The following is a 26149-nucleotide window of genomic DNA, read 5'->3' on the forward strand; positions in this document are numbered from 1 at the left end:
CGCGACATTCGAAACGAAAACCCGGGCGCGAACGCCCGGGTTTTTTTGTCAGGTGAAGGCAAGGCTTAGCCTTTCGAGAATTCGGGATATGCTTCCATTCCCAGTTCAGCCATGTCGAGGCCGTTGATCTCATCCTCTTCGCTGACACGGATGCCGACGGTGGATTTCAGTATCGTCCACAGGAACAGTGCGCCGACAAAGGTGAAAACGCCGTATGCGGCGATGCCCAGTAGCTGCGCGCCCAGACTCGCGTCACCGTAGAAGACGACGGCGATGGTACCCCAGATGCCACAGAACAGGTGAACCGGGATGGCACCGACAACATCATCGATCTTGAACTTGTCCAGCATCGGGACCGCGAAGACCACGATGATACCACCCACGGCACCGATCCACAGGGCACCGAACAGGGTCGGGGCCAGCGGTTCGGCCGTGATCGAGACCAGACCCGCCAGTGCGCCGTTCAGCACCATCGTCAGGTCGGGCTTCTTGTACAGAACCTGGGTCAGGACCAGCGCTGCAACCGAGCCCGAAGCAGCCGCCATGTTGGTGTTGGCGAAGATGCGTGACACGTCCGATACATCGCCCACTGTTCCCATCGCCAGTTGCGAGCCGCCGTTGAACCCGAACCAGCCCAGCCACAGGATGAACGTCCCCAGTGTTGCCAGCGCCAGGTTAGAGCCGGGCATCGGGTGAACTTTGCCATCTTTGTACTTGCCGATCCGCGGGCCTAAGATAAGGGCCCCTGCCAGCGCAGCCCAGCCACCGACCGAGTGTACGATGGTCGAACCGGCAAAGTCCGAGAAGCCCTTGGCATCCAACCAGCCGCCACCCCATTTCCACGAACCGGAAATCGGGTACATGATGCCTGTCAGCACGATGACGAAGATCAGAAAGGGCCAAAGCTTGATCCGTTCCGCCACGGCGCCCGACACGATGGACGCAGTCGCGGCCACGAACACAAGCTGGAAGAAGAAGTCCGAACCGACCGAAGCATAGTCCAGTGCCGCATCCGCCGGCGCAACACCAACCGCATCAAGCGTTGTGGTCGAGAAGAACGGGCCAAGCCAGCCCGTGATGGACCAGCCGTCGCCGGGATACATCAGATTGAACCCGATCAGCCAGTACATGATTGCGGCAAATGAAAACAATGCCACGTTCTTGATCATCTGCATGGCAACGTTCTTGGATCGTACTAGACCGCCTTCCAGCATGGCAAAACCTGCGGCCATGAAGAAAACAAGAAAGCCCGCCATCAGAAACAGCAGCGTGGTAAAGATATACTGGGTGTGCTGTGCCGCTTCGCCGGTTGCGGCGGCCTCTTGCGCAAGACCCATCTGCGGCAGCGCAACAATGGCGGCGGCAGGGATGAGAGATTTCATCAGGTTCATTGTCAGTCCTCGAATGATTGTGAATGGGCGCGCTTACAGCGCGTCCTCGTTGGTTTCCCCGGTACGCACACGCAGCGCCTGTTCGACATCGAGGACAAAAATCTTGCCGTCACCGATCTTGCCGGTCTTGGCGGTTTTGGTGATCGTCTCGACGATCTGGTCGGCCATTGTCGCAGGCACCACGATCTCAAGCTTGATCTTGGGCACGAAGTTCACCGCATATTCGGCCCCACGATAGATTTCGGTGTGACCGGACTGCGAGCCGAAGCCCTTGATCTCGGTTACCATCATGCCGCGCACGCCAGCCTCGGTCAGAGCTTCGCGCACCTCCTCCAGCTTGAACGGCTTGATTGTCGCAATGATCAGTTTCACGTCTTTCCCCTCTGGTTGTCCGGTGGGACCGGCTTGTTTGCACCTGCAGAAAAAAAGCGCGCCGCGACGCAGTAAGAAACGCTTTCGGGGTCAAAACCTGCCGGGAAGTAATGCAAAGTTGCACATTTTTTGCACAACTTGGGCATTGTGCCCAATAAATGAGCGCTATAGAGAGGGGAAATTCCGGAAATTCGGACCTCTACATACTGCGGTTGTCGAGGTATGGTGACCAAAAAGTATAACCGGGCAGAGTTTGAGCATGACTGAGTCCAAGCGCCGCAAGCCGACATTGGTCGCGGATAAACGGTACCCTTCGAAGGGCCGAAAACTGGCTGCGACCAAAAGCACGGCGGGCAAGAAATCGACGGTGCGCAAACCGACCACGCGCAAAACCACGCGCAGGAAAACCCGCAAGTCATCAGGGGGTAAAGGCGGTGGTATCTTTCGCCGTTTGTTCCGATGGATCTGGCGGTTGATCTGGGGATTGACCTGGCGTGTCGGTGCGATTTCGGCCATGCTGCTCGCGCTGGCGGTGGGTATCGTTTACGCCACGTTGCCGGATGTCGATGCCTTGCTGGATGGGCGCGCGCGGGGTTCCGTGACCTTGCTGGATCGTGATGGCAAGGTCTTTGCCTGGCGTGGCGATCAGTTTGGTGGAGTGATCACGGCCGATACCGTCTCTCCGCATCTGAAAAACGCGGTTGTCGCAACCGAAGACAAGCGATTTTACCGGCATTTCGGGGTCAGCCCGCGTGGCGTCGCCAGCGCGGTCAGCATCAACCTGAGCGAAGGCCGCGGGCCTTTGTCGGGGCATGGCGGGTCGACAATCACGCAACAGACCGCGAAACTGCTGTGTCTGGGTGTTCCCTATGATCCCAGCGATTGGGATTCCGAGGCCGCGTATGAGGCCGACTGCCGTCAGGGTTCCTTGTGGCGCAAGGCTAAGGAAGCCGTCTATGCGCTGGCAATGGAGGTGAAATACTCCAAGGACGAGGTTTTGACGATCTACCTGAACCGTGCCTTTCTTGGCGCAGGCGCGCGTGGGTTCGAAGCCGCAAGCCAGCGCTACTTTGGAAAATCCGCCGCCGAGGTTTCGCCCGCAGAGGCCGCGATGCTGGCTGGTCTGCTGGTTGCGCCTACACGCTATGCACCGACCAACAACCTGCAGCGGTCTCAGGATCGGGCGCGGCTGGTGATCGGTCTGATGGAGGATCAGGGATATCTGACCGCCGCACAGGCCAGCGAAGCGCGTACGCGACCGGCGCAACTGTCTGAAGCGGCAGCTGCCCGAGCGGGCGGTTACTTCGCAGATTGGGTTGTTTCGGAACTTCCCAGTTATTTTGGCGACAACACAACCGAAGATGTTGTAATCCAGACGACTTTGGATCAGCGGATTCAGCGATCGGCGGAAGAGGCTTTGCAATTCATCTTTCAGGAAAAGGTGCGGGAAGGTTCCAAGGCGCAGGCGGCCATCGTGGTCATGTCCGCGGACGGAGCGGTAAGAGCCATGGTCGGCGGCCGAGAAACACGGGTTGCCGGGGTGTTCAACAGGGCCACCATCGCCAAGCGCCAAACCGGTTCGTCCTTCAAACCTTTTGTCTATGCCACCGCGCTGGAACTCGGCTATTCCCCGCTGGATACGGTGATGGATGAACCTTACTGCGTGGACATTCCCGGGTCCGGACAATGGTGCCCCAAGAACTACACCAACAAGTACTACGGGCGGGTGTCACTGGCGGATGCGTTGAAGAACTCGCTGAACATTCCGGCGGTGAAAGTTGCTGAGATATCGGGCTTGGATAACGTCCGCACGGTGGCCAGTGGTTTTGGGATTGCCAGCGATCTGGCGCAAGGGCCTGCCCTGGCGCTGGGCGCGTCGGAAAGCACGCTGATTGAGATGACGGGGGCTTATGCAGGTATTCTGAACGGTGGCTCTGCCGTCGAACCTTATGGCCTGACCGAGCTGAAGCTGCTGGGTGATGAAGCACCTGTCATGGTCACGACAACCGGTATCGGTGAACGGGTGATCAACGACGCGGCCGCCAAGCAGCTGACATGGATGATGGAACGTGTAGTGTCCGAAGGCACAGGTGGACGGGCAAAGTTACCTGGCTGGCAGGTCGCGGGCAAAACAGGCACGACCCAAGCGGCGCGGGATGCGTGGTTCATCGGGTTTACTGCGGACTATGTAACCGGTGTTTGGATGGGCTATGACGACAACACGCCCCTGTCTGGTGTGACCGGCGGCGGTTTGCCCGCGGAAATCTGGAGAGAAACCATGCTGCGTGTCACCGAAGGGATGACACCGACACCCTTGCCGATGATGGCACCAGCACCGCCGGTTCAGGTCGCACAGCCACAGCCGCGTCGAAAGCGCGGAGGTTTTGCCGAGGACATCAACAATCTGCTGAAGAATATTTTTGGCGGAAACTAGAGCCTTCTTTGATGGAAAAAACGAAAAAGGCGGTGCACTGGGCACCGCCTTTTTGCCATTTCGCTGATTGCGTGTTTCAGACGCTGGCATCCAAGGCCGCAAGGATCGCGTCGCCCATTTCAGTGGTTGATACGGGCTGAACGCCCTCATCTGCGAGCAGGTCGCCGGTGCGTACACCATCGGCCAGTACTTTCTCGATCGCGGCCTCCAGACGATCCGCTTCTTCGCCCTGATCAAAGCTGTAGCGCAGGGCCATGGCAAAGCTCAGGATACAGGCGATCGGGTTGGCTTTGCCCTGACCCGCGATGTCCGGGGCCGAGCCGTGGACGGGTTCATACATTGCCTTGGGTCGACCATTGGCCATCGGCGCGCCAAGAGAGGCCGAAGGCAACATGCCCAGCGACCCGGTCAGCATCGCGGCGCAGTCGGACAGGATGTCACCGAACAGGTTGTCGGTCAGGATCACATCAAACTGTTTCGGAGCGCGCACAAGCTGCATCGCGCCGTTGTCGGCGTACATATGGCTCAGCTCAACTTCGGGGTAGTCCGCTGCGACGCGGGTGACGACTTCGCGCCACAGGATGCCCGATTCCATCACGTTGGCTTTTTCCATCGAGCACAGCTTTTTGTTGCGGCGCATTGCCAGTTCAAAAGCCGAGCGCGCGGCACGTTCGATCTCGGATTCGGTGTAACGCTGGGTGTTGATGCCGACGCGTTCGTTGCCTTCCTCGAAGATGCCGCGCGGCTCACCGAAATAGACGCCCGACGTCAGTTCGCGGACGATCATGATGTCGAGACCGGCAACGATGTCTTTCTTTAGCGACGAGAAATCGGCAAGCGCGTCAAAACACTGCGCGGGGCGCAGGTTCGAATACAGGTCCATTTCCTTGCGCAGGCGCAGCAGGCCACGCTCGGGCTTCAGGCTGAAATCCAGATCGTCGTATTTCGGACCGCCGACAGCGCCCAGCAAAACCGCGTCAACCTCTTGCGCCTTTGCCATGGTCTCATCGGAGAGAGGCTTGCCGTGGGCGTCATAAGCGGCACCGCCCACCAGATCCTCGCTCACGTCAAATTGAAGACCACGATTGGCACCGAACCAATCGATGATTCTGCGCACTTCGGCCATAACTTCTGGGCCAATTCCGTCTCCGGGCAGGATGAGGAGCGAGGGGTTGGGCATGAAGGGTCTCCTTGCGTTTTGTTGCACAGGCCCTAGCGTCTGCGCAGCATCGGGTCAATGAGACAGACCTGTCAAAACACAAGGAAAATACATGCTGACACCTGGAAATCCGGTTCCTGCCCTGAAAATTGAAACCGTCGCCCATGGCAGTTTCGACCTTGAGACCAACAAGGGCGAAAACGGAACGCTGGTGATTCAATATCGCGGATTGCATTGCCCGATCTGCATCAGACAGATGACCGAGGCCGAGGCGGCGCTGGACGATTTCGCGGCGCTGGGTGTCGAGGTTATCATGATCACCACCGATACCGCCGAACGTGCCGCTGAAACCGCCGCAAAAGCCAATGTTTCCCGCTTACGCGTAGGCCACAGCCTGCCCCTGTCTGAGGCGCGGGAGGGTTGGGGGCTGAACATCTCGACCAAGCGCGAAGGCAGTGCCGAACCAGACCTGTTCGCAGAGCCTGGACATTTCTACATCGCACCTGACCGGACGCTGTACTATGCTTGGCGACAGACCACGCCTTTCGGTCGCCCGTCGATGTCGGATATCGCGGGTGGTCTGAAGTTCACTTTGGGCAACAACTATCCCGCGCGTGGAACTTATACCGGCCCACTTTGACGCTCAAAGAGAGGCTTTGAGCCCTTCTGCCAACAAATCCCAGACCCTGCGGATACGCGGGGTCTGGCGCATGGCCTGCGGCGCAGCCAACCACACGGGCAGAACCGGGATTTCAACATCCAGCGGCAAGATTTCGACATCCGGGTCGGCTTCGGCCATCTGGACCTGGCTGAAGCCAATGCCGCATCCCGCGCGGATCAGTTCCCAATAGGCGCTTTGCAGATCGCAGCGGGTCGAAAAACTGTTGCGGCTTGCGGGCCACCCTTTTTCTCGCATTGCCTTGATGATTTCCTGATTGGCGTCAAACCCCACTAGGTCGTGGGAAAAAAGTTCTTCGGGTGTCTTGGGGCGTCCCCTACGGTCGAGATAGGACTTGGCCGCGCAAAAGCATAGCGGCACCTCCCCCAGATATCGCGAAATGATATCCATCTGCGCCGGGCGATACATGCGAACGGCAATATCCGCCTCGCGGTATAACAGGTTTTCCGTGGTGTCTGTGGCGACCAGCTCAAGTTGAATGGCGGGTTCCTGCCTTCGGATATACGCCAGAATCGGTGGCAGCAGGTGATGCGACGCGAAGACCGAAGCGGTGATGCGGACCGAGCCTTCAAGTTGCTGCGACTGCCCTGCGGCGGCAAGGCTGAATGCAGTCATGGCGCTGTGCATTTGCTGCGCCATCGGCAAAAGCTGGGACCCTGCCACGCTCAGTTTCAGGCCGCGCGCGTGCCGGTCGAACAAGGATACGCCCAGTTCGGTCTCAAGGCTTTGTACTTGTCGTCCCAATGTGGGCTGGCTGCGATCAAGGTGCCGTGCAGCGGCGGACAGGGACCCCGTTTCGGCCACGGCCAGAAAGCTCTGGATCAGAGACCAATCCGCATGTGTCAGTGCTTTGTCCATTCAAAATTGAATACACATTCTGCATTTCTCGGCAATTCAATACGTGCATTGAATGGATAGATTGGTCTGAAACAGGAGGCATCAATGACACAAACTGCACTGATACTCGGCGCATCGGGCCGGTTTGGGCGCAATGCTGCAAAGGCGTTTCGGAATGCAGGCTGGGCCGTGCAGACATTCCGTCGCGGGTCCGGTTCTCTTTCCCAGGCGGCAAAAGGGGTGGATGTCATCGTAAACGGGTGGAACCCGCTCTATCCTGATTGGTCGCGTGAAATGCACGACCTGACCAGACGTGTGATAGACGCCGCGTCCGAGACCGGAGCCACCGTACTGGTTCCCGGAAACGTCTACGTTTTTGGACCGGGCACGCAAGGCCCATGGTCCGGCCTTACACCGCACTTGGCCACCAATCCGCTTGGCCGTATCCGGATCGAGATGGAGGAGGCGTATCGCGCTTCAACCGTCAGAACGATCCTTCTGCGTGCGGGTGATTTCATTGACACCGAGGCATCTGGAAACTGGTTCGATCAGGTCATGATCAAGCATCTGTCGCGCAATCAATTCGTGTATCCCGGAGATCCAGAAGCTTTGCACGCCTGGGCCTATCTGCCTGATCTGGCCCAAGCTGCCGTCGCGCTGTGTGAAATCCGAAAGGATCTGCCGCGGTTCTGCGATGTTCCTTTCGCTGGCTATACTCTGACCGGAACTGAGATCGCGCAGTCTTTGTCGAGAGTGACTGGAAGGGACATATTCGTGAAGCCTATGCAATGGTGGCCATTGCAGCTGGCGCGACCATTCTGGCGCATGTCCTCACACCTGATTGAAATGCGGTATCTGTGGCAGGTGTCGCACCAGTTGGACGGATCGTACCTGACCGAGTTGCTGGGTTCTGTGTATCAGACAGATCTGGATGATGCATTGCGTTCTGCGATCTCACCCAGCCAAGTGGCTTTGCCCTATGCGAACGGAGAGACGGTCACGCCTTAGGGCAGGGTGACGTCAACCCAGACCAATCGGTGCCTGCTGGCGCGCAGGGCAGATTCGTATAGCTTACTGCCTTCTTTCGGCCACGTAACACCGGCGTCCGAAATGCGCAGGTCGGCGGACGGCAACACATAATCCACGCGCATTTCACCCGTGGCCTTCCAAGCGACCGTTGAGGTCGAGCCTGACGGGTCTTTCGGCAGCGGGTCTTGCAGACGGGGATGGGCCAGAAGGGACTGAATGGCCTGTTTACGGCCCTCCCCACGCGTTGGGTCAAGGTTGGCATCGCCGGCGATCAAAAAGGGGCTTTCGGGGACTGGCCCCAGTTCACCGTTCAGTAAAACGGACCAGAGCCGGATCTCATCCTGATTGCGCAAGCCATTTCGATCCTCGGGCCCATCGAAAACGGGTGGCGTCGCATGAAAGGTCATCAAGTTGAGCCGCCCATAAGGGGTTTCGATCGGTACAACCCAGTGTGCGGTCGAAGACAGGCGTTGTATCTGATGTGCCGCGTCAGACGGGAAGGGGTGCCCGTTTACGCCAGGCAGGGTGGCGCCCGGTAAACTGCGCCACAACAGTTCGGAATAATCCTGAACCTCGGCGGTGATAATTTCGTATCGCGACAACAACGCCAACCCACCCTGACCGGTGAACTGCCCCCAGCCTTGCGCGTCGCCGGGGCCTTGGGTCTTGTCATCACCGTCCAGATCAAGCGAGGTTTCCAGGCCGGCATTGGGTTGTGTGGCAAGGTAATATCCATAATCAAGCCCCGCGTTGCGCAGTTTCCCAATCAGGGCGATTACAGCGGTATTGTTCAGATCCCAGTCGATACCCTGAAGGGCGATTATGTCAGGGCGCGCCGACGCAATAACGTCGACAACGGCCAGAACCTGCGCGTCATCGCGTTGAATGTCGCGAAGCAACAAACCGGGACCATTTCTGCTAAGCTCGGTATTATAGGTGGCAATGCGCACGACTTCTGCCTGTGCCGCAAAGGGCAGCCATAGCAGACACAAGATGCGGATCATGCGGTCTGTGTTGACTCGCTGGTCGAATAGGCGCGGCGTTTTTCCATGATCAAGCCCGCGATCCTGAGGGTCGCCATGCCGCGAATGATCATGCTGGCGGGCAGGAAGGCCCATGCGCTCATGGTCCAGATCAAGGTCTGTGGATTCCCGAGGGAGATCGGGGCGATCACACTGCTCATCAACTTGATGATCGCCGGAATGAGGAATGGCAGCAGAATGCCGATACAGATGTTCAGGCGGCCATCCCTTTGAAGGCGCGTAACGACATCACCCCCTTTGGTCGGGTCAAACAGCGGCAAGTTAGTCCACACATTGAAGGCGCCATTGCCGGTTGGCCATCCCCGAACCCTGACCGCATAGGCAAAGCTGACAATCGTGACCAAAGCCGCAACATAAGCCACGCTGGCCGTGATGCGGACCAGTTCGATCAAGGCGTGGCTGGCATCCGGGGGTAACATCAGCACGATGAGGCGCACCGGAGAATAGGGGAAGTCCACCACATTTGCGACAGCCAGGCCAACCGAATAAGAGAATGTGGTCAGCTGCGTTGGTTCAAAGGCGTTTTTGCAGATCAGCGTCAGAAAGGTGACCATCGACATCAGGCCGACAAACCGAAGGCGATTGACCGGGGGCGCGTCGCGGAATTCGATAAAGCTGGGAAATGCGGAATTGTATTCGGCAAAGGTCAGGATAAACGCGAGGATCGCGAGAAAGACCAGTATCTCGGTCCCGTTCGTAGATGAGACAGGCAGGTACAACGCAGGTGTCAGCACCATAAGTGCAACAAGTATACCGCGTATAGCCGCCCCTGTTGTGCGCGCAATCACTATCCGAACCCTTTTTCAAACCGGATCAGCCGATCTTTGTCGACTTGTTTCCAACTTGCGCCCGTCGCTTCGTCTGACGTTGACGGATCCTCTTTAGCGCCAACATGAACGATAAGCGGCATTTTGCTCAAGCCGAGGTGCAGAAAACACGTGATTTCGGGCAAAAAGATGGCGCAACTGGTGCGGTATTGCATCATTTTCGACGCAAATCCGACGTGTATCTCAAATTGATACCCACATGTTGTGGTTTTCAAAAAATCAACCCCAAGAATGCGAGCGGGGCCGCCTTGGCGACCCCGTCAGGTTGAGTATCCACAGATTCGCCCCCAGAATCACACCCAGGGACGGGCCTGACTGGCGTGATCCTCGAACTTGTCGATGTGATGATCTTTTTCCATCGTCAGCCCGATATCGTCTAGACCATTCAGCAGGCAGTGCTTGCGGTGAGGATCGATTTCGAAATCGATCACGATGCCGTCCGATGTGGTGATCTGCTGATCTTCCAGATGTACGGTCATGCGGGCGTTTTCGCCTTTATGCGCATCATCCATCAGGATCGCGTGGTGTTCTGCCCCGACAACGATCGGCAGAATGCCGTTCTTGAAACAGTTGTTGAAGAAGATGTCGGCAAAACTGGTCGAGATCACGACCTTGATGCCGAAATCCTTGATCGCCCAGGGCGCGTGTTCGCGCGAGGACCCACAGCCGAAGTTGTCGCCTGCAACCAGAATCTCGGCCTCGCGATAGGCGGGCTTGTTCAGGACGAATTCTTCATTCTCCTGACCGTCATCGTGATAGCGCATCTCGTCGAACAGAACGATGCCCAGGCCGGACCGTTTGATGGTTTTCAGGTGCACTTTCGGGATGATCATATCGGTGTCGATATTGATCAGCGGCATTGGGGCGGCCACCCCGTGGACTTTTTCAAACTTATCCATGTTCACACTCCTGGGGGAGAGGGCCGCGCCCAGGCCCCGCGTTAAGCTTGTTTCGTTTCTTTTGGAGCGTCCTTGACGAAGAACGCCATGAAGACAAGGCCGAGCCCGTTAAAGATCATTTCGATCCCCAGCAGGATGCCCAGCAATTGCAGCAGCACCGAAGGATCCATCGCGGCAAAGCGCCAGATCAGGATCGCCAGAACAATTGACATGATGCCCGAGACCAGCGTCGCCCAGAAATACTGTGTTCCGCGCATCTGGAACGATAGGATCACTCGGGCAATGCCGCCAGCCATGAACAGGATCAGGCAGACGGTTGCCAGCGTCAGCGTTCCTTGCAGTGGGTGATCCAGAAAGGACCAGCCCAGAAACAGCATCACGACACCCATGATAAATGACAGTATCTTGTTGCCGGTCCCTTCGACTGTGAAGCCGCCAACAACCTGCAATGCGCCAGAAATCAGCAGCAATACACCTGTGACCACCGTCACGGTAATTGATGCCACGACCGGTGCGCCCAGCACAAAGATGCCGAACATGATGGACAGAAGTCCAAGCAATAGCCATTTTGTCCAGTCACTCATGTCTTCAATCCCTCAAATATCCAGTTATGAGGGCAGCTTACATCATTTCACGGACGTCTGTCAGCCGTCCTGTGATTGCCGCTGCGGCGGCCATTGCCGGGCTCAGCAGGTGGGTACGCCCGCCCCGGCCTTGACGGCCTTCGAAGTTGCGGTTCGAAGTCGCGGCGCAGCGTTCACCCGGTTGCAACTGGTCGGGATTCATCGCCAGACACATCGAACATCCTGCCAGACGCCATTCGAAACCGGCTTCTTTGAAGATATCCGCCAGACCTTCTTCTTCGGCCTGCGCGCGGACCAGACCCGAGCCCGGAACGACCATGGCGCGTATGCCGTCCTTGATCTTTTTGCCCTTCAGAATCTCGGCGGCAGCACGCAGGTCCTCGATCCGGCCGTTGGTGCACGAGCCGATAAAGACAGTGTCGATCTCAACTTCGCTCAGCTTCTGACCGACCTTCAGCCCCATGTATTCAATGGAGCGGCGGGCCGCGTCGACTTTGCCGCCTTCGAAATCTTCGGGGTTCGGTACGGTTGCGGTGATCGGCAGAACGTCCTCGGGGCTAGTGCCCCAAGTCACGACCGGCGCGATGTCCTCGCCGCGCAAGGTGATGACCTTGTCGAAATGCGCGCCTTCATCAGTAAAGAGCGTTTTCCACCAAGTCAGAGCCGCTTCCCATTGCGCGCCCTTCGGCGCGTGCGGGCGGCCTTTAACGTAGTCGAACGTTGTTTCATCCGGCGCGATCAGACCGGCACGAGCACCGCCTTCGATTGCCATGTTGCAGACGGTCATGCGACCTTCCATCGACAGATCACGGATTGCTTCACCGCAATACTCGATGACATAGCCGGTACCGCCAGCGGTGCCGGTCTCACCGATTACGGCCAGAGTGATGTCCTTAGCGGTCACGCCCGGTTGCAACTTACCGGTGATTTCCACCTTCATGTTCTTGGACTTCTTCTGGATCAGCGTTTGCGTTGCCAGAACATGCTCAACCTCAGACGTACCAATACCGTGAGCCAGCGCGCCGAATGCACCATGGGTCGCTGTGTGGCTGTCGCCGCAGACAACGGTCATACCCGGCAGGGTCCAGCCCTGTTCCGGGCCAACGATGTGGACAATGCCCTGGCGCACGTCATTCACCGGGTAGTAGTGAATGCCGAAATCCTTGGCGTTCTTGTCCAGCGCTTCGACCTGAATGCGCGATTCCGGGTTTTCGATCCCGTTCACGCGGTCCGGCGTGGTCGGCACGTTGTGGTCCGGTACGGCGATGGTCTTTTCCGGCGCGCGCACCTTGCGGCCTGCCATGCGCAGCCCTTCAAAAGCCTGCGGGCTGGTGACTTCGTGCACCAGATGGCGGTCGATATAAAGCAGGCAGGTTCCATCATCGGCTTCGTGCGCGACATGGGCATCCCAGATCTTGTCATAGAGTGTCTTGGGGGACATCGGTCCTCTCCCGTATGTAATGAGAAATAGCTGGCGAGTTGGCTCAGGCGACGGATAGGCGCGCCAGAACCGTGCGGGCAGCGCCAAAGAACCGTTCACGCAAGCGCGCGCGATCTTCCAGATTCTGAAGTTGGGCCACATTGAGTCTCATGCGGTTCAGATATACCGCGCCCTTCCGGCAATCAAGGTTCAAAACCGGTGTCAGGCTTGCATCACTCCGCATTGCTGTTCAAGCTGGCCCGCAGGAGACGTGCATGAACCAAGACCTGATCCCAAGTACGCTGACTGACCTCTATAACAACATGGTTGCGGCTTTTTCCGCGCAATTTGCAAAGCTGTTTGATCTGATCGTCACGCCGGGCTGGCGACAATATCAACTGCTCATCATCCTGTTGCTGTGGGCGCTGGCTTTGCTGCTGAAATTCCTGACCCAGTCTAGATGGGATGCCTGGGCCCGTTCACGCACGGGATGGCCGAAATGGCGGCTCCGGGTTTTGGTACAGTTGATGCGGCGGTTGGCGCTGGTCTACTTCATCCTGCTTTCGTGGGCATTGTATCTGATCATGCAGCAGCTCACCTGGCCGTCGCGCAGCTATATCATCGGGGTGATAGCTACGCTGGCGGCGGCATGGCTGGCAATAGCACTGGTCGCGAGACTGGTCCAAAACCGCACGCTTCGCCGGATTTTCAAGTGGGCAATGTGGATCTACGCAACGCTAGTCGCGCTGAATCTGACAGATGATGTCGCGGGTTTTCTTGACGGAGTGGCGATTTCCATCGGGGACCTGCATATTTCGGCCCTTGGTATTCTCAAAGCCACATTGCTGATTGGCATCCTGCTGACACTGGCCCGTATCGGCACGCGCGCAGCCGAACGCGCATTGCAAAGCAATGACGACATAACCCCGTCCATGCAGGTGCTATTGTCAAAAGGCATACAGGTTCTGCTTTACGGGGCAGTCTTTATGGCTGCGATCCGAACGTTAGGGTTCGATCTGACCGGCATCGCGCTTTTGTCCGGCGCCATCGGCGTGGGTATCGGGTTCGGTTTGCAAAAAGTGGTGTCGAACCTGATATCGGGGATCATCATCCTGATGGACCGCTCGATCAAGCCGGGCGATGTGATCTCGTTGGGGGATACGTTCGGTTGGATCAACTCGCTTGGCGCGCGATATGTGTCGGTCGTAACACGGGACGGGCGCGAGTACCTGATCCCAAACGAAGATCTGATTACCAACCAGGTGGTGAACTGGTCGCATTCCGACCGGTTCGTGAGATTGGATCTGGATTTTGGTACCAGCTATGACGACGATCCGCATAAAGTGCGCGCAACCGCAATCATGGCGGTAAAGGCGGTTGCCCGGGTCCTGAGCGGCGGCAAACATGAACCGGTTTGCCACATCACCGGATTTGGTGACAGCAGCGTGGACTATGTGCTGAGGTTCTGGATCAGCGACCCGACAAAGGGGCTGACCAATATCCGGGGCAACGTCTATCTGGCGCTTTGGGACGCATTCAAGGAAGAAGGCATCTCGATCCCCTTCCCGCAGCGCGAAGTCCGGCTGTTGTCGGACGGCGCAACTGCGCAACAGATCATCACAGAGTAAGCGTCTGTGGACGCCCTGCAGCGTGCATTCATTGAAATGTTGCATTCCCCTTGCTACCTAATTAGTACCCCGGCGCCGGGGTTTCGCGGCGCGCAGCAAAGGAGGACTATGTCCTGTCTCTACATACACAGGCGGGTTTGCCCGCCGATGATGGGGTCAACATAATGGCCCACTCTCAGTCAATCAGCGACAAGCTGCTTGAACGAATCCTTTCCTCACTTTCCGATGACAAGGCCGAAGACGTCGTGCAGATCAACCTGCAGGGCAAATCATCGGTTGCGGATCACATGGTGATTGCCTCGGGTCGGTCGACCCGTCAGGTTTCGGCCATGGCGGAAAAGCTGACGGATCGCATCAAGCAGGAATTCGGTTTCACCTCGAAGGTCGAAGGCAAGGACACCGGCGACTGGGTGCTGATCGATACGGGCGACGTCATCGTCCATATCTTCCGCCCCGAAGTGCGTGAATTCTATCAGCTGGAAAAGATGTGGCTGCCTCAGGGCGGCAGCGCCTCGGCGAACTGAGGCGCCATCCCGGCCTGCATTAACAGGCCGGAGGCGAGAGAGATATGCGTATCAGCATAGTTGCGGTCGGGCGATTGCGCGCCGGACCCGAGAAGACACTGCTTGACGATTACCTGACCCGTTTTGACCGGACCGGCCGTGCGCTGGGCCTTGGGCCTGCGCAGGTGATCGAGGTTGAAGACAAGAAAAACGCAGGCATGGCAGCCGAGGCCGCGCTGCTACGCAAGGCCCTACCCAAAGGGGCAGTGTTGTGCACGCTGGATGAACGGGGGCGGGTCATGTCCTCGCCCGATTTCGCGAAGAAGCTGGGTGATTGGCGCGACGCGGGTCGGCAGGACCTGGCATTTGTTATCGGTGGCGCGGATGGAATCGACCCAGTTCTGCGGGCCGAGGCGGATTTTTCCATTTCATTCGGGTCGATGGTCTGGCCCCATATGCTGGTCCGTGTGATGCTGGCCGAGCAACTTTACCGGGCCGCGACCATTCTGTCAGGTGGCCCCTACCACCGGGTCTGACATGGCGCAGCTTCTGATCGTTTATCACTCCCGCACAGGCGGTGCCCGGCAGATGGCCGAAGCAGCGGCCGAAGCAGCGCGAGGTGAGGCTGACACAAAGCTTATGCCTGCCGATCAAGCCGGGCCGGAAGATCTGCTGGCTGCCGATGGCTACATCTTTTGCGCGCCAGAAAACCTGGCGGCAATTTCGGGTCTGATGAAGGAATTCTTCGACCGCTGCTACTACCCGGTGCTGGGAAAACTAGAAGGCCGACCCTATGCGCAGATGATTTGCGCAGGATCAGATGGCGAAAACGCCGCCCGTCAGATCGCACGGATAGCCACCGGTTGGCGATTGAAAGCTGTTCAGCCTCCGCTGATCATCTGCACCCATGCGCAAACGCCCGAGGCCATTTTGGCCGAAAAGACAATCCCGCAAGACCAGCTGGATCAATGCCGCGAGACAGGAGCCGCTTTGGGTGCGGGTCTGGCCATGGGTATTTTCTGAGGATCAATCCAGTTTGACCACTGTGGTGCCTTCATTCCATCCATCGACGATGCACCGTGCCTGAATTTGCACCTGTGTCATGCCTTCGGGAATGACCACCCCGCCCAGAGAGCGGGTAAAGGGTTGTTCGGTTTCGTGTGGATGGAGCAGGACGCGCATTCCCAACTCGTTTCCATCCATATCCAGAACACGCCAGCCGTCGGCGTAATGGTCCCAACCCGTGTCGGGATGCCGGATCGTCGCATCGAACCGCCATGTTTCGCCGTTCGCACTAGTGCGGACCTGTTCGATAGTTGGCGGGTCGGCAAGGGCAGGGCTGGCCATTAAGGCACAGAGAATAAAGTATCGCATCGCACCAGTGTAGCCAGTGAGGTAGCGCATCGGTATCACGTATCCGTGCTGGCGGCTCGAGCCATCAGTATTTCCCGGGAATGTGAGGCGAACTCGCGCCGATACAAGACGCCAAACGTGACCGCTGTGCCCAAAAATAGCGCGACAGGTCCAAAAAACCACGCCAGCGATGCCAATGCAAAATAGGTGGCGCGCAGGCCACGGTTGAAGCTGCGCGCTGCGGTGACACAGATCTCGGCCGCCTGACCGGCGCGGGGATAGGTTTGCGGGTCTTCGGGGTCATTGGGAACTGCAGCCATCAACACGGCGCAATACCCGAAAAGGCGGTGCGCCCACACATATTTCAGAAATGCGTTGGCCAGCAGCAATACGACGAAAAGGATCTTGATCTCCCAGACCATTGCCGGAACACTGCCGATGGCAAGGTCGATTGCGACGCCTGCCAGTCTTTCAGTGTTGCCCAGCAGGGCCAGCCCGCCCCCGATGGCAATCATCGTGGTCGACGCGAAAAATGTACTGCCCTGCCGCATGGCCGCCACGACTTGCGCGTCGAACATGCGCGGTTGGCGGGTCACCATCTCGCGCATCCAGTCGCGCCGGTAATCGTCCATCATGAGGGCTACGGATTGTCTCTGCGGCGACGGATGTTCGATTTTCCACCCGATCCACAGCCACGCACCCAGCAGCAGAAGCAGTGATGCATAGTCCAAAGGGGCAAAAAGAGCGGCGCGTTCGATCCAGGTCATGGCCGCGACAGTAAGGCCGGGCATGGGAACTTGCCAGAGTAAGAAATTGGTAATATTATTTTACCAAAAGGAGTGATGCCATGGAGATGCCAAAGCCAAGCCCGGATGTTCTGAGCCGGAAATCTGCGCTTGTTGCGCGGCTGTCGCGGGTTCTGCCCGAAGATGCGATCATCCATGACCCCGCCGAAACCCGCGCTTACGAGTGTGACGCTTTGACAGCCTATAAATGCCCGCCGATGCTGGCCGTGCTGCCGTCAAGCACACAGCAGGTTTCGGACGTTCTGCGCATTTGTCATGACGAAAACGTGCCTGTGGTGCCGCGCGGCGCGGGCACTTCACTGGCCGGTGGAGCCTTGCCCACGGCGGATTGCGTCATTCTGGGCGTCGCACGGATGAATGAGGTGTTGGAAATCGACTACGACAACCGCTTCATCAGAGTACAGACGGGTCGCACCAATCTGAGCGTTACCGGCGCGGTCGAGGAGGAGGATTTCTTCTACGCCCCCGATCCGTCTTCGCAGCTGGCCTGTGCCATTGCTGGCAATATTGCGATGAACTCGGGCGGAGCGCATTGCCTCAAATATGGGGTAACAACAAACAACCTGTTGGGCGTGACCATGGTCATGATGGACGGCAGCGTTGTCGAAATCGGTGGTGCGCATCTGGATGCACCAGGTCTGGATCTGTTGGGCGTCATCTGTGGGTCCGAAGGTCAACTGGGTGTGGTGACCGAGGCCACGCTGCGTATTCTTCGCAAGCCCGAGGGCGCACGACCGGTCCTGATGGGTTTTAATGACAATGAGGTTGCGGGGCAGTGTGTCTCGGACATCATCCAATCGGGCATATTGCCGGTCGCGATCGAGTTCATGGATACATTGTGCATCAGGGCCTGCGAAAACTTTGCCCATGCCGGGTATCCCGATTGCAACGCGCTGCTGATCGTCGAAGTGGAGGGGTCTGACGCTGAAATAGATTTTCAGCTTTCGAAAATCATCGAGATAGCAAAACGCCATGACCCGGTTGAATTGCGCGAAAGCCAGTCGGCTGAGGAAAGCGCTAAGATCTGGTTGGGTCGGAAATCTGCATTCGGTGCCATGGGACAATTGAACGATTATATGTGTCTGGATGGCACGATCCCGGTGTCAGCCCTACCAACCGTTCTGCGTCGTATCGGAGAATTGAGTGAGGAGTTTGGGTTGCCGGTCGGAAATGTGTTCCACGCGGGCGACGGAAATATGCATCCGCTGATCTTGTTCGATGCCAACAAACCCGGCGATCTGGAAAAATGCGAAGCTTTTGGGGCAGAGATTCTGAAGCTGTGTGTTGACGAGGGTGGCTGTCTGACTGGGGAACATGGTGTGGGGATCGAAAAGCGGGATCTGATGTCTCATCAATATTCAACTGCCGACCTTGAGGCGCAGATGGCGGTTAAGGACGTTTTCGATCCTAAATGGCTGCTGAACGCGGCCAAAGTGTTTCCACTCGACGTGTCGGAGCCGCGGCGTATAGCTGCAGAATAAGGGGGCGCTGCCCCCTTGCCCCCGGAGTATTTTGGAAAAGATGAAGCCAATGAGACCTGAGACTGAGGCCGATCTGGCAAAGCTGGTGGCCGGGTTGGAAAACCCTGTACGCATTGTCGGAGGCGGGACGCGTGGAATTTTCGGTCCGCATGCAGAAATCGAAACCGGAGCTTTGCGCGGTATCACGCTATATGAACCCGGGGCGCTGACCCTTGTTGCACGGGCAGGGACGCCTTTGGCCGAGATCACGGCGGCGCTGGAAGCAGAGGGCCAGCACCTCGCATTTGAGCCGATGGACCATCGCGGTTTGCTGGGAACACAGGGTGAACCGACCATTGGCGGTGTCGTCGCGGCCAATATTTCGGGCCCGCGACGGATTCAGGCCGGGGCCTGCCGGGATTTTCTGCTGGGGGTGCGCTATGTCGATGGGCGCGGGCAGGTGATCAAGAACGGTGGCCGCGTGATGAAGAACGTCACCGGGTACGATCTGGTCAAATTGATGGGCGGGTCCTGGGGTACTTTAGGGGTTTTGACCGAGGTCTCGCTGAAGGTGCTGCCCAAACCGGAACGGGCAGCAACATTATCTGTTGCGGTTCGGGATGCTGGAACTGCGGTTCGGGTGTTGTCCGCTGCACTGAGATCGCCGTTCGAGATAACCGGGGCTGCGTATGATCCCGACGCCGGGAAAGCCCTGCTTAGGGTCGAAGGCTTCACGGATGCGGTCGCATATCGTACAGGCAGGTTGACGGCTGAACTGTCCCGGTTTGGTGAGATTTCAGAGGAAGCGGATGCAGACACGCTTTGGGCTGGTATCCGCGATGCTCATCCGTTTCAGGGGCAGGACGGGGATGTCTGGCGGCTTTCAGTTAAACCCGGAGATGCGGCCGAAGTTTCAGCGCGTGCTGAAGCGGATCAGTTGCTTTTTGACTGGGGCGGCGGGCTTGTCTGGCTGCGCGTCCCGAAAGGTACGGATCTGCGCGTGCGGCTTGGAGTGTTTTCCGGCCACGCGACACTTGTGCGAGCGGATGCAAAAACGGTCGCGCGACTGGGGCGCTTTCAACCGGAGAACGCGGCCGTCTCGACCCTGACAAAGGGATTGCGCGCGAAGTTTGACCCACGTGGTTTGTTTAATCCGGGGCTGATGGGATAGGTTTATGCAGACATCATTCACAGAACGGCAGTTGCAAGACCCGGCAACTAAACGCGCGAACGAAATTCTGCGAAATTGCGTCCATTGTGGATTCTGCACGGCAACATGTCCGACCTATCAGGTTCTTGGCGACGAGTTGGACAGCCCGCGCGGGCGCATCTATCTGATCAAGGATATGCTCGAAAACGAGCGGCAGCCCGACGAAAAGACGGTCAAACATATCGACCGGTGCCTGTCCTGCCTGGCTTGCATGACCACTTGCCCATCAGGTGTGCACTACATGCATCTGGTCGATCACGCGCGTGAATATATCGAGGCGAATTACAAGCGCCCTTTGAGGGATCGCATTTTGCGTTGGGTTCTGGCGCGGATCCTGCCCTATCCGATGCGCTTTCGCTGGGCCTTGATCGGGGCTAAACTGGGTCGCCCGTTCCGGTTCTTGATGCCAGATGCCCGGTTGCGTGCCATGCTGGACATGGCGCCAATGAACATTCCACCGGTCAGCCGCAACGATGATCCACAAAACTTTGCGCCCGAAGGCGAGCGGAAAAAGCGGGTGGCCCTGATGACGGGATGCGCGCAGAAAGCGCTGAATACCGACATTAATGACGCCACGATCCGTCTGCTGACCCGGCTTGGATGTGAGGTTGTGGTGGCTGAGGGTGCTGGATGTTGTGGAGCACTGACCCATCACATGGGCAAGGTGAAAGACAGCCATGCAGCCGCAATCGCCAATATCAGGGCCTGGATTCGCGAGATGGACGGCGACGGATTGGACGCCATCGTGATCAATACCTCGGGCTGTGGGACGACAGTCAAGGATTACGGGCATATGTTCCGAAACGACACGCTCTCGGATGATGCTGCGCGGGTCTCGGGTATTGCGATGGATATCAGTGAGCTGGTTATGCAGCTGAATTTGCCCGAAGGGCGTGATCAGGACCTTACTGTTGCGTATCACGCAGCCTGTTCACTGCAACATGGGCAGAAGATCAAGACCTATCCCAAAGACCTGCTGAAACGTGCCGGGTTCAAAGTGGTCGAGCCCGCCGACAGCCATTTGTGCTGCGGCAGCGCAGGGACTTACAACCTCATGCAGCCGGAAATCTCGGGTCAGTTGAAGCAGCGTAAAATAAAGGCACTGGAGGTCAAGAAACCCGATATCATCGCCGCAGGCAATATCGGCTGCATGATGCAGATCGGGTCCGGCACCCAAGTGCCAGTCGTTCATACGGTCGAGCTGCTGGATTGGGCGACAGGGGGGCCAAAGCCACCCGCCTTGCAACGGGCAGAGGGCGCTGTTCCCATATTGCGATGAGCCGCCCTGATGCCGACCCGCATCATTTCCTCAGGAAATTCCCCTGTACACCGATCGCCCTATTTTCGCCCAACGGGGCACGTACGACAAAAGCTTCAGAGTGAGTCTCCGGAGACCCGAGTGCGCAACTGGATTAAGGCGATTGTGCTTTGTGCTTTGCCGATGGCGGCTACAGCACAGGACACCAGGCTGGAAAGCCTGGAGACCTCGGATTCCGGGCGCGAATGGATGGCTGTCGGGCGTCTGGATATTGCCGGAAAAGGGTTTTGCACCGGAACGCTTGTGTCGCCGACCCTTGTGCTGACAGCTGCGCACTGCCTGTTCGACAAGGTGTCCGGGCAGCGGGTGAACCCGTCCGATATCGAATTTCTGGCTGGGTGGCGGCTGGGCCGCGCTCTGGCCTATCGAACGGCAAGACAAGCTGTAATTCACCCGGATTATCAATTCAGTGCCGAATCGTCGACGGACCGTGTCGGCGCGGATGTCGCCCTGATCGAGCTTTGGCAGCCGATCCGCAACACATCGGTCATTCCGTTTGAATCAGGAGATCAGCCCCGCCGGGGTGCGGAAGTGGGCGTGGTGTCTTATGCACATGACCGGTCAGAAGCGCCTTCGTTGCAACAGGTTTGTTCGGTCATGAACCGGCAGGCAGGCGTTATGATCATGTCCTGCGACGTCGACTTCGGATCTTCAGGGGCACCGGTTTTTTCCTTTACAGGCGCTCGCCCTCAAATCGTGTCGGTTGTGGCGGCAAAGGCCAGCATGGATGGCCAGAGCGTTGCGATCGGCACTGCGGTTGAACATTCGCTGCAACTGCTGCGCCACGAGCTGTCTGCCGGGCACGGATTTGGATTGTCGACCTCCGGTTCAAGTACCGGCAAGAACGTCGGTGCAAGGTTTGTCAGGCCATGACCAAGGTCTTATTAATTTTGCTTTTGGGCCTGAGTGTTCTGGCGACCGCATCCCATGCGCAAGCCAACAAACGCAAGCTGACAGACCAGGATGACCTTTATGGTTGGGAAGCAATCGGGCGGCTGGATGTGCGCGAAGAGTCCTATTGCACAGGTACGCTGATCGCGCAGGACATGGTGCTGACCGCTGCCCATTGTGCTGTGGACCGCCGTACCGGGGAAACATACGCGCCCAAAGACATCACGTTTCGTGCGGGTCTGAGCAACGGCAACGCGTTGGCCGAGCGTCAGATTACGCAGATTGCGGTTCTGCCCGGCTACGCTTCAAATAACCCGCTTTCGCACGAAGGTGTTCGGATGGATGTCGCCCTGATGCGGCTGAATGAGCCCATTCCGTATTCGATTGCCGATCCTTTCGTGTTGCACAGCGGGCGAGTTTCGGGAAACGAGATCAGCATAGCCTCGTATGGGCGCGGACGATCCGAGGCGATCACGCGCGAAAGGTCGTGCCGCGTATTGGATCGCAGGCAGGGCCTGATCACATTTGATTGCGACGTCACCTTCGGGTCTTCCGGATCCGCCATTCTGGTAAAAAACGGTTCGCGCTGGCAGGTTTTGTCCGTGGTTTCAGCGGTAGGCACCAACGGTCGCAGAAAGGTGGGGTTCGGCATGGAGCTTGACGGAATAGTGGCCGAGCTCAAGTCCATCATGCGGCGCGATGCGCCAAAACCAACAGCTACGATCCGCCGGTTACAGGCTGGGTCCGGCGCGTCCGGGTCTGGCGCGAAATTCATCAGCTCCGGCGGGGGTTGAACTCGGTCAAATCGCTTCCCATGTCACTGATATCGGATCGCCACAACGGGGTCCGTCATCAACATTGGTCCGTCCAGCCGGAGGGCCAGATCGTGAATCGCTCAAAAATGAGGATATGACACATGCGTACATTTGATTTTGCACCGCTGCACCGCGCCACCATTGGCTTTGACCAGATCGCCGACATGATGGATCGTGTTCTGACCAATGATGTGGCACAGCCAAGCTATCCACCCTATAACATCGAAAAAACCGATGTCGACACTTACCGTATCTCGGTGGCCGTCGCCGGTTTTTCAGAAAGCGACCTGTCCGTTGAAGTGAAAGAAAACGCGCTGGTTGTTGCAGGTAAGAAGGCATCCGAGGACAAGAGCCGCAGCTATCTGCATCGCGGCATCGCAACCCGCGCGTTCGAGCGTCGCTTTGCGCTGGCCGATCACGTCCGTGTCACCGGTGCAAGCCATGAGAACGGAATGCTGAACATCGACCTGAAGCGCGAAGTGCCCGAGGCACTGAAACCGCGCCGGATCGAAATTACCTCGGCTAAAGCCATCGAAAAAGATGTGGTTGACGCCAAGGCCGTGAACTGAGGCTTTGAAAGCCTAGCGGCAGTCTCCTCCTCCCGGACTGCCGCAACACCCGCGCCCCGCGTTCCTCCAGACGCGGGGCGTTGTTTTTTTGATGAAAACGCCTTTGCATATCAAAGCGTGGGCCCGGTAAACTCCGCTACACTAATCGCGAACCTGTGCTAGAACTTGCAGATGTCGACGACATCCACGCAGACTAGACCGGCTATTCCTCAACCGCTTGCGGTTGTTGGCGTTCTTTTCGCTTCAATTTGTTTCGGGCTTGTTCCCTATTTCAGCAGGGGGCTGACCGAGCAGGGCGTCGCACCTTTCGCGGTCGCATTCTACCGCTACATCGTTCCGGCGGTTTTGTTACTGCCAGTTCTCGTCGTACATCGAACAGCCTGGCGCGAGATTTGTTGGGGTCTTGCGGTCGGAGTGGTGATGGGGCTTGGCTGGATCGGATATGTCACAGCCCTAAAGACACTGCCCGCATCGACGGTGGGCGTGCTCTATATGACATATCCGGTTTTCACGTTGATCATTGCTTGGGCTTTGTTCGCCGATACTCCCACAAGGCGTGCGATTCTTGCTTCTGGTCTCATAATTCTGGCTGCCATCATAGCAGGCTCGCCAGCATCCGTTCCGGTCGAGCACATTCCTACGCTTTTAATCTCGCTGGCGGCGCCATTTGGTTTTGGCTTCGGGATTTCTGTTCTGGTCCACAGGTTGTCCCGAATTGCGCCACTTGCACGTATCGCCTCGGTGTCTCTGGGATCGGTACTTGGGCTTTTGCCTTTGATGCTGAATGCAGACGTTTCCACGCTGCTTCCTGAAGGTCAGTCCGATTGGGTTCTGATCATTGGAATTGGATTGGTCACGGCGCTTGTGCCGCAGCTTGTCTACACGATCTGTTCGCCGCTGATCGGCGCTTCTCAAACTGCGGTTGTCGGAAGCATTGAATTGCCCACGATGTTTGCAGTCGGGTTCTTTGCGTTTGGAGAAGCGATCACAACTGCGCAAGCCATAGCCTGTGCTTTGGTCTTAGGGGCGATTGCAATAACCAGAAGTCGGGTGACGCGCACCGTAACGACCGTGATAGCGAAAAACGAAAAGACGTAAGTTTGGGATCGGATCGAGCCCCATACGAAAAGTTCCTGCGATGCTTGCGCGTGGGGAATTCATGCTTGGTGAAATAAGCTTATTTCCCAGCCGCCACCGGTTCGTTTGACCCGAACAACGCCTCGCCTGCGGGCAGAATGGCCACCGCCCCAAGGCGATGGCCCGCCAGATCAGACCGACATGCAGACGTATTTCATCTCAAGATAGTCTTCCATGCCGTGATGGCTGCCTTCTCGGCCCAGACCGGATTGCTTGACGCCGCCGAACGGGCCCAGCTCAGTCGAGATGATGCCGGTGTTCACGCCGACAATGCCATATTCCAGCGCCTCGGCCACTTTGTAGACGCGGCTCAGGTCCTTTGCATAGAAATACGAGGCCAGTCCAAAGATCGTGTCATTCGCCATGGCGATCACGTCATCTTCATTCTCGAACTTGAACAGCGGTGCCAGCGGGCCAAAGGTTTCATCCTGCGCCACCATCATTTCCTGAGTCACGCCGGTCACAATGGTCGGCTGAAAGAACGTACCGCCCAGATCGTGAGGCAATCCGCCGGTCAGAACGGCGCCGCCCTTGTCCGTGACATCCTTGATATGCTCTTCCACCTTGGCGACCGCATCGGCATTGATCAGCGGGCCGGTTGTGGTGCCCTCGGTCAGACCGTCGCCGATTTTCAGGGCTTCAACTGCCGCTTTCAGTTTGGCAGCGAACGCGTCGTAAACACCGGCCTGTACATAGATGCGGTTGGCGCAGACACAGGTCTGGCCGTTATTGCGGAATTTGCACAGCATCGCGCCTTCGACCGCAGCATCCAGATCGGCGTCATCAAACACGATAAAGGGTGCATTGCCGCCCAGTTCCATCGAGCATTTCATGACCTGATCAGCAGCTTGCCGCAGCAGGATACGCCCCACCTCGGTCGAGCCGGTAAAGGTCAGCTTGCGCACACCGGGGTTTTCGCAGAACTCCTTGCCGATCTCGCTGGCCTGGGATGAAGGCACCACGTTGAACACACCAGCTGGCACGCCGGCTTGTTCCGCCAGAAGCGCTAGAACCAGCGCGGACAGTGGTGTTTCTGCCGCCGGGCGGGCAACAAAGGCACACCCCGCCGCCAGCGCCGGCCCTGCCTTGCGCGTGATCATGGCGTTTGGAAAGTTCCAGGGTGTGATCGAAGCCGCCACACCAATGGGCTGTTTCAGCACCATGATCCGCTTGTCGCGCTGATGTCCCGGGATGGTCTCGCCATACACTCGCTTGGCTTCTTCACCGAAAAACTCGATGAAGGACGCGCCATAGCCGATTTCGCCGATGGCCTCAGCCAGCGGTTTACCCTGTTCTGCGGTCAGGATCTTGCCCAGATCTTCGGCGTTCTCCATCATCAGGTCGAACCAGCGCCGCAGGATCGCCGCACGTTCCTTGCCGGTCAGCTTGGCCCATTCCTTTTGCGCGGCTTCGGCCTGTGCGATTGCTCCGGCAACCTGCGCGCGGCTGACATCGGCCACTTTGGCCACCACATCGCCCCGGGCCGGGTTGGTCACGTCGAACGTTCCGTTGTCACCATCCACCCACTGACCGCCGATATAGGCTTTGGTTACAAGCAGGCCTGGGTTCTTCAGAATTGATTTTAGATCAGTCGTTGCGTCCAGCATGTCATTCTCCGCGCAGAAATTGAGTTGGCGCACCCAATCAGGTGTTGAAGGCTTTGTCTATGGCCACTGATACAGGTCGATCAGCCCAGTTTTGATCAAATTATTTTCGGACCTAATCGTTGCAGCATAGTCGCAGCGTTGAGTTCTACGTCAGGTTGCGATCACGCGGCTTTTCTTT

General features: G+C 57.7%; 28 protein-coding genes. 15 read left to right on the plus strand and 13 right to left on the minus strand.

From position 1 onward, the window contains the following. Window positions 1-65: 65 nt before the first annotated feature. Both ACR0ID_RS14505 and ACR0ID_RS14510 read right to left on the minus strand, forming a co-directional pair. Complete coding sequence (locus tag ACR0ID_RS14505; RefSeq protein WP_480474686.1) at window positions 66-1391, minus strand: ammonium transporter; 1326 nt, start codon at window positions 1389-1391, stop codon at window positions 66-68. A 33-nt stretch (window positions 1392-1424) separates the two neighbouring features. Then, the gene (locus ACR0ID_RS14510; protein WP_117871083.1) at window positions 1425-1763 is read right to left on the minus strand and encodes a P-II family nitrogen regulator; all 339 of its coding nucleotides are present in this window, start codon (window positions 1761-1763) and stop codon (window positions 1425-1427) included. A gap of 259 nt (window positions 1764-2022) precedes the next feature. On the opposite strand from ACR0ID_RS14510, the gene ACR0ID_RS14515 reads away from it, so the two are divergent. Further along, entirely contained in the window at window positions 2023-4197 is a 2175-nt protein-coding gene (locus ACR0ID_RS14515) for a transglycosylase domain-containing protein (protein WP_480555311.1), read from the plus strand. 76 nt (window positions 4198-4273) lie between these two features. Here ACR0ID_RS14515 and leuB read toward each other — a convergent pair whose 3' ends face one another. Beyond that, complete coding sequence (gene leuB, locus ACR0ID_RS14520) at window positions 4274-5377, minus strand: 3-isopropylmalate dehydrogenase (protein WP_209507247.1); 1104 nt, start codon at window positions 5375-5377, stop codon at window positions 4274-4276. A gap of 91 nt (window positions 5378-5468) precedes the next feature. On the opposite strand from leuB, the gene ACR0ID_RS14525 reads away from it, so the two are divergent. Beyond that, a complete protein-coding gene (locus ACR0ID_RS14525; protein ID WP_480494498.1) occupies window positions 5469-5996 on the plus strand; it encodes a redoxin domain-containing protein in 528 nt (175 codons plus the stop codon). Window positions 5997-5999: 3 nt separating this feature from the next. Here ACR0ID_RS14525 and ACR0ID_RS14530 read toward each other — a convergent pair whose 3' ends face one another. Further along, complete coding sequence (locus tag ACR0ID_RS14530; RefSeq protein ID WP_480606470.1) at window positions 6000-6893, minus strand: LysR family transcriptional regulator; 894 nt, start codon at window positions 6891-6893, stop codon at window positions 6000-6002. An 84-nt stretch (window positions 6894-6977) separates the two neighbouring features. Between ACR0ID_RS14530 and ACR0ID_RS14535 the strand changes: the two genes are divergently transcribed. Then, window positions 6978-7880: a Rossmann-fold NAD(P)-binding domain-containing protein gene (locus tag ACR0ID_RS14535; RefSeq protein WP_480606472.1), complete on the plus strand. Its 903-nt coding sequence runs from the start codon at window positions 6978-6980 to the stop codon at window positions 7878-7880. Here the strand turns inward: ACR0ID_RS14535 and ACR0ID_RS14540 are convergent. Together ACR0ID_RS14540 and ACR0ID_RS14545 are read right to left on the minus strand one after the other, a co-directional pair. Continuing rightward, a complete protein-coding gene (locus tag ACR0ID_RS14540) occupies window positions 7877-8905 on the minus strand; it encodes an endonuclease/exonuclease/phosphatase family protein (RefSeq protein WP_480606475.1) in 1029 nt (342 codons plus the stop codon). The two genes, ACR0ID_RS14535 and ACR0ID_RS14540, sit on opposite strands and share 4 nt — an antisense overlap. Then, the gene (locus ACR0ID_RS14545; protein ID WP_480606478.1) at window positions 8902-9732 is read right to left on the minus strand and encodes a hypothetical protein; all 831 of its coding nucleotides are present in this window, start codon (window positions 9730-9732) and stop codon (window positions 8902-8904) included. Before ACR0ID_RS14545 ends, ACR0ID_RS14540 begins: the two co-directional genes overlap by 4 nt. A 104-nt stretch (window positions 9733-9836) precedes the next feature. Between ACR0ID_RS14545 and ACR0ID_RS14550 the strand changes: the two genes are divergently transcribed. Beyond that, window positions 9837-10040: a hypothetical protein gene (locus ACR0ID_RS14550; RefSeq protein WP_480474697.1), complete on the plus strand. Its 204-nt coding sequence runs from the start codon at window positions 9837-9839 to the stop codon at window positions 10038-10040. A 24-nt stretch (window positions 10041-10064) separates the two neighbouring features. On the opposite strand, the gene leuD is transcribed toward ACR0ID_RS14550, so the two are convergent. From leuD to ACR0ID_RS14570, 4 genes are read right to left on the minus strand one after another with little or no spacing between them, the layout of a single operon-like run. Then, window positions 10065-10670, minus strand: coding sequence for a 3-isopropylmalate dehydratase small subunit (leuD, locus tag ACR0ID_RS14555; RefSeq protein WP_480520086.1), 606 nt, complete (start codon window positions 10668-10670; stop codon window positions 10065-10067). A gap of 41 nt (window positions 10671-10711) precedes the next feature. Further along, entirely contained in the window at window positions 10712-11254 is a 543-nt protein-coding gene (locus tag ACR0ID_RS14560) for an HdeD family acid-resistance protein (RefSeq protein ID WP_480520084.1), read from the minus strand. A 37-nt stretch (window positions 11255-11291) separates the two neighbouring features. After that, window positions 11292-12695 carry a 3-isopropylmalate dehydratase large subunit gene (gene leuC / locus ACR0ID_RS14565; RefSeq protein ID WP_480494511.1) on the minus strand — a complete coding sequence of 468 codons (1404 nt, stop codon included), beginning with the start codon at window positions 12693-12695 and terminating at the stop codon, window positions 11292-11294. Between the two features lie 43 nt (window positions 12696-12738). Next, complete coding sequence (locus ACR0ID_RS14570; protein ID WP_245220657.1) at window positions 12739-12834, minus strand: isopropylmalate isomerase; 96 nt, start codon at window positions 12832-12834, stop codon at window positions 12739-12741. A 115-nt stretch (window positions 12835-12949) separates the two neighbouring features. On the opposite strand from ACR0ID_RS14570, the gene ACR0ID_RS14575 reads away from it, so the two are divergent. From ACR0ID_RS14575 to ACR0ID_RS14590, 4 genes are all read left to right on the plus strand, one after another. Further along, the gene (locus ACR0ID_RS14575; RefSeq protein WP_480606481.1) at window positions 12950-14302 is read left to right on the plus strand and encodes a mechanosensitive ion channel family protein; all 1353 of its coding nucleotides are present in this window, start codon (window positions 12950-12952) and stop codon (window positions 14300-14302) included. Between the two features lie 164 nt (window positions 14303-14466). Then, on the plus strand, window positions 14467-14826 hold the full coding sequence (gene rsfS / locus ACR0ID_RS14580) for a ribosome silencing factor (protein ID WP_209599225.1): 360 nt from the start codon (window positions 14467-14469) through the stop codon (window positions 14824-14826). 44 nt (window positions 14827-14870) lie between these two features. Beyond that, a complete protein-coding gene (rlmH, locus tag ACR0ID_RS14585) occupies window positions 14871-15341 on the plus strand; it encodes a 23S rRNA (pseudouridine(1915)-N(3))-methyltransferase RlmH (RefSeq protein ID WP_480520078.1) in 471 nt (156 codons plus the stop codon). 1 nt (window position 15342) lies between these two features. Beyond that, window positions 15343-15828, plus strand: coding sequence for a flavodoxin family protein (locus tag ACR0ID_RS14590; protein WP_480520076.1), 486 nt, complete (start codon window positions 15343-15345; stop codon window positions 15826-15828). Window positions 15829-15831: 3 nt separating this feature from the next. Here ACR0ID_RS14590 and ACR0ID_RS14595 read toward each other — a convergent pair whose 3' ends face one another. Both ACR0ID_RS14595 and ACR0ID_RS14600 read right to left on the minus strand, forming a co-directional pair. Then, complete coding sequence (locus ACR0ID_RS14595) at window positions 15832-16179, minus strand: hypothetical protein (RefSeq protein ID WP_480606578.1); 348 nt, start codon at window positions 16177-16179, stop codon at window positions 15832-15834. 35 nt (window positions 16180-16214) lie between these two features. After that, window positions 16215-16925 (minus strand): DUF599 domain-containing protein, encoded by a 711-nt coding sequence (locus tag ACR0ID_RS14600; RefSeq protein ID WP_480606580.1) that lies wholly within the window; start codon window positions 16923-16925, stop codon window positions 16215-16217. A gap of 80 nt (window positions 16926-17005) precedes the next feature. On the opposite strand from ACR0ID_RS14600, the gene ACR0ID_RS14605 reads away from it, so the two are divergent. From ACR0ID_RS14605 to ACR0ID_RS14635, 7 genes are all read left to right on the plus strand, one after another. Next, on the plus strand, window positions 17006-18445 hold the full coding sequence (locus tag ACR0ID_RS14605) for an FAD-linked oxidase C-terminal domain-containing protein (RefSeq protein ID WP_480606484.1): 1440 nt from the start codon (window positions 17006-17008) through the stop codon (window positions 18443-18445). 49 nt (window positions 18446-18494) lie between these two features. Then, on the plus strand, window positions 18495-19595 hold the full coding sequence (glcE, locus tag ACR0ID_RS14610) for a glycolate oxidase subunit GlcE (protein ID WP_480474706.1): 1101 nt from the start codon (window positions 18495-18497) through the stop codon (window positions 19593-19595). A gap of 4 nt (window positions 19596-19599) precedes the next feature. Continuing rightward, window positions 19600-20913 (plus strand): glycolate oxidase subunit GlcF, encoded by a 1314-nt coding sequence (gene glcF, locus ACR0ID_RS14615; protein ID WP_480606488.1) that lies wholly within the window; start codon window positions 19600-19602, stop codon window positions 20911-20913. Window positions 20914-21033: 120 nt separating this feature from the next. After that, window positions 21034-21825 (plus strand): trypsin-like serine peptidase, encoded by a 792-nt coding sequence (locus ACR0ID_RS14620; RefSeq protein ID WP_480606490.1) that lies wholly within the window; start codon window positions 21034-21036, stop codon window positions 21823-21825. Then, window positions 21822-22637 (plus strand): trypsin-like serine peptidase, encoded by an 816-nt coding sequence (locus ACR0ID_RS14625; RefSeq protein WP_480606493.1) that lies wholly within the window; start codon window positions 21822-21824, stop codon window positions 22635-22637. The genes ACR0ID_RS14620 and ACR0ID_RS14625 overlap by 4 nt, the downstream gene beginning before the upstream one ends. A 122-nt stretch (window positions 22638-22759) precedes the next feature. Beyond that, complete coding sequence (locus ACR0ID_RS14630; RefSeq protein ID WP_480474711.1) at window positions 22760-23227, plus strand: Hsp20 family protein; 468 nt, start codon at window positions 22760-22762, stop codon at window positions 23225-23227. A gap of 171 nt (window positions 23228-23398) precedes the next feature. After that, window positions 23399-24325, plus strand: coding sequence for a DMT family transporter (locus ACR0ID_RS14635; protein WP_480520062.1), 927 nt, complete (start codon window positions 23399-23401; stop codon window positions 24323-24325). Between the two features lie 170 nt (window positions 24326-24495). On the opposite strand, the gene ACR0ID_RS14640 is transcribed toward ACR0ID_RS14635, so the two are convergent. Further along, complete coding sequence (locus ACR0ID_RS14640) at window positions 24496-25971, minus strand: NAD-dependent succinate-semialdehyde dehydrogenase (protein ID WP_480606496.1); 1476 nt, start codon at window positions 25969-25971, stop codon at window positions 24496-24498. Window positions 25972-26149 lie beyond the last annotated feature (178 nt).

The organism is Ruegeria sp. AL2 (assembly GCF_056540845.1).

Coding starts and splice junctions, on each gene's coding strand:
- ACR0ID_RS14505 (WP_480474686.1), bottom strand. CDS start 1,391: ATGAACCTGATGAAATCTCTCATCCCTGCCGCCGCCATTGTTGCGCTG.
- ACR0ID_RS14515 (WP_480555311.1), top strand. CDS start 2,023: ATGACTGAGTCCAAGCGCCGCAAGCCGACATTGGTCGCGGATAAACGG.
- leuB (WP_209507247.1), bottom strand. CDS start 5,377: ATGCCCAACCCCTCGCTCCTCATCCTGCCCGGAGACGGAATTGGCCCA.
- ACR0ID_RS14525 (WP_480494498.1), top strand. CDS start 5,469: ATGCTGACACCTGGAAATCCGGTTCCTGCCCTGAAAATTGAAACCGTC.
- ACR0ID_RS14530 (WP_480606470.1), bottom strand. CDS start 6,893: ATGGACAAAGCACTGACACATGCGGATTGGTCTCTGATCCAGAGCTTT.
- ACR0ID_RS14535 (WP_480606472.1), top strand. CDS start 6,978: ATGACACAAACTGCACTGATACTCGGCGCATCGGGCCGGTTTGGGCGC.
- ACR0ID_RS14540 (WP_480606475.1), bottom strand. CDS start 8,905: ATGATCCGCATCTTGTGTCTGCTATGGCTGCCCTTTGCGGCACAGGCA.
- ACR0ID_RS14550 (WP_480474697.1), top strand. CDS start 9,837: ATGAACGATAAGCGGCATTTTGCTCAAGCCGAGGTGCAGAAAACACGT.
- leuD (WP_480520086.1), bottom strand. CDS start 10,670: ATGGATAAGTTTGAAAAAGTCCACGGGGTGGCCGCCCCAATGCCGCTG.
- ACR0ID_RS14560 (WP_480520084.1), bottom strand. CDS start 11,254: ATGAGTGACTGGACAAAATGGCTATTGCTTGGACTTCTGTCCATCATG.
- leuC (WP_480494511.1), bottom strand. CDS start 12,695: ATGTCCCCCAAGACACTCTATGACAAGATCTGGGATGCCCATGTCGCG.
- ACR0ID_RS14575 (WP_480606481.1), top strand. CDS start 12,950: ATGAACCAAGACCTGATCCCAAGTACGCTGACTGACCTCTATAACAAC.
- rsfS (WP_209599225.1), top strand. CDS start 14,467: ATGGCCCACTCTCAGTCAATCAGCGACAAGCTGCTTGAACGAATCCTT.
- rlmH (WP_480520078.1), top strand. CDS start 14,871: ATGCGTATCAGCATAGTTGCGGTCGGGCGATTGCGCGCCGGACCCGAG.
- ACR0ID_RS14590 (WP_480520076.1), top strand. CDS start 15,343: ATGGCGCAGCTTCTGATCGTTTATCACTCCCGCACAGGCGGTGCCCGG.
- ACR0ID_RS14595 (WP_480606578.1), bottom strand. CDS start 16,179: ATGCGATACTTTATTCTCTGTGCCTTAATGGCCAGCCCTGCCCTTGCC.
- ACR0ID_RS14600 (WP_480606580.1), bottom strand. CDS start 16,925: ATGACCTGGATCGAACGCGCCGCTCTTTTTGCCCCTTTGGACTATGCA.
- ACR0ID_RS14605 (WP_480606484.1), top strand. CDS start 17,006: ATGGAGATGCCAAAGCCAAGCCCGGATGTTCTGAGCCGGAAATCTGCG.
- glcE (WP_480474706.1), top strand. CDS start 18,495: ATGAGACCTGAGACTGAGGCCGATCTGGCAAAGCTGGTGGCCGGGTTG.
- glcF (WP_480606488.1), top strand. CDS start 19,600: ATGCAGACATCATTCACAGAACGGCAGTTGCAAGACCCGGCAACTAAA.
- ACR0ID_RS14625 (WP_480606493.1), top strand. CDS start 21,822: ATGACCAAGGTCTTATTAATTTTGCTTTTGGGCCTGAGTGTTCTGGCG.
- ACR0ID_RS14630 (WP_480474711.1), top strand. CDS start 22,760: ATGCGTACATTTGATTTTGCACCGCTGCACCGCGCCACCATTGGCTTT.
- ACR0ID_RS14635 (WP_480520062.1), top strand. CDS start 23,399: ATGTCGACGACATCCACGCAGACTAGACCGGCTATTCCTCAACCGCTT.
- ACR0ID_RS14640 (WP_480606496.1), bottom strand. CDS start 25,971: ATGCTGGACGCAACGACTGATCTAAAATCAATTCTGAAGAACCCAGGC.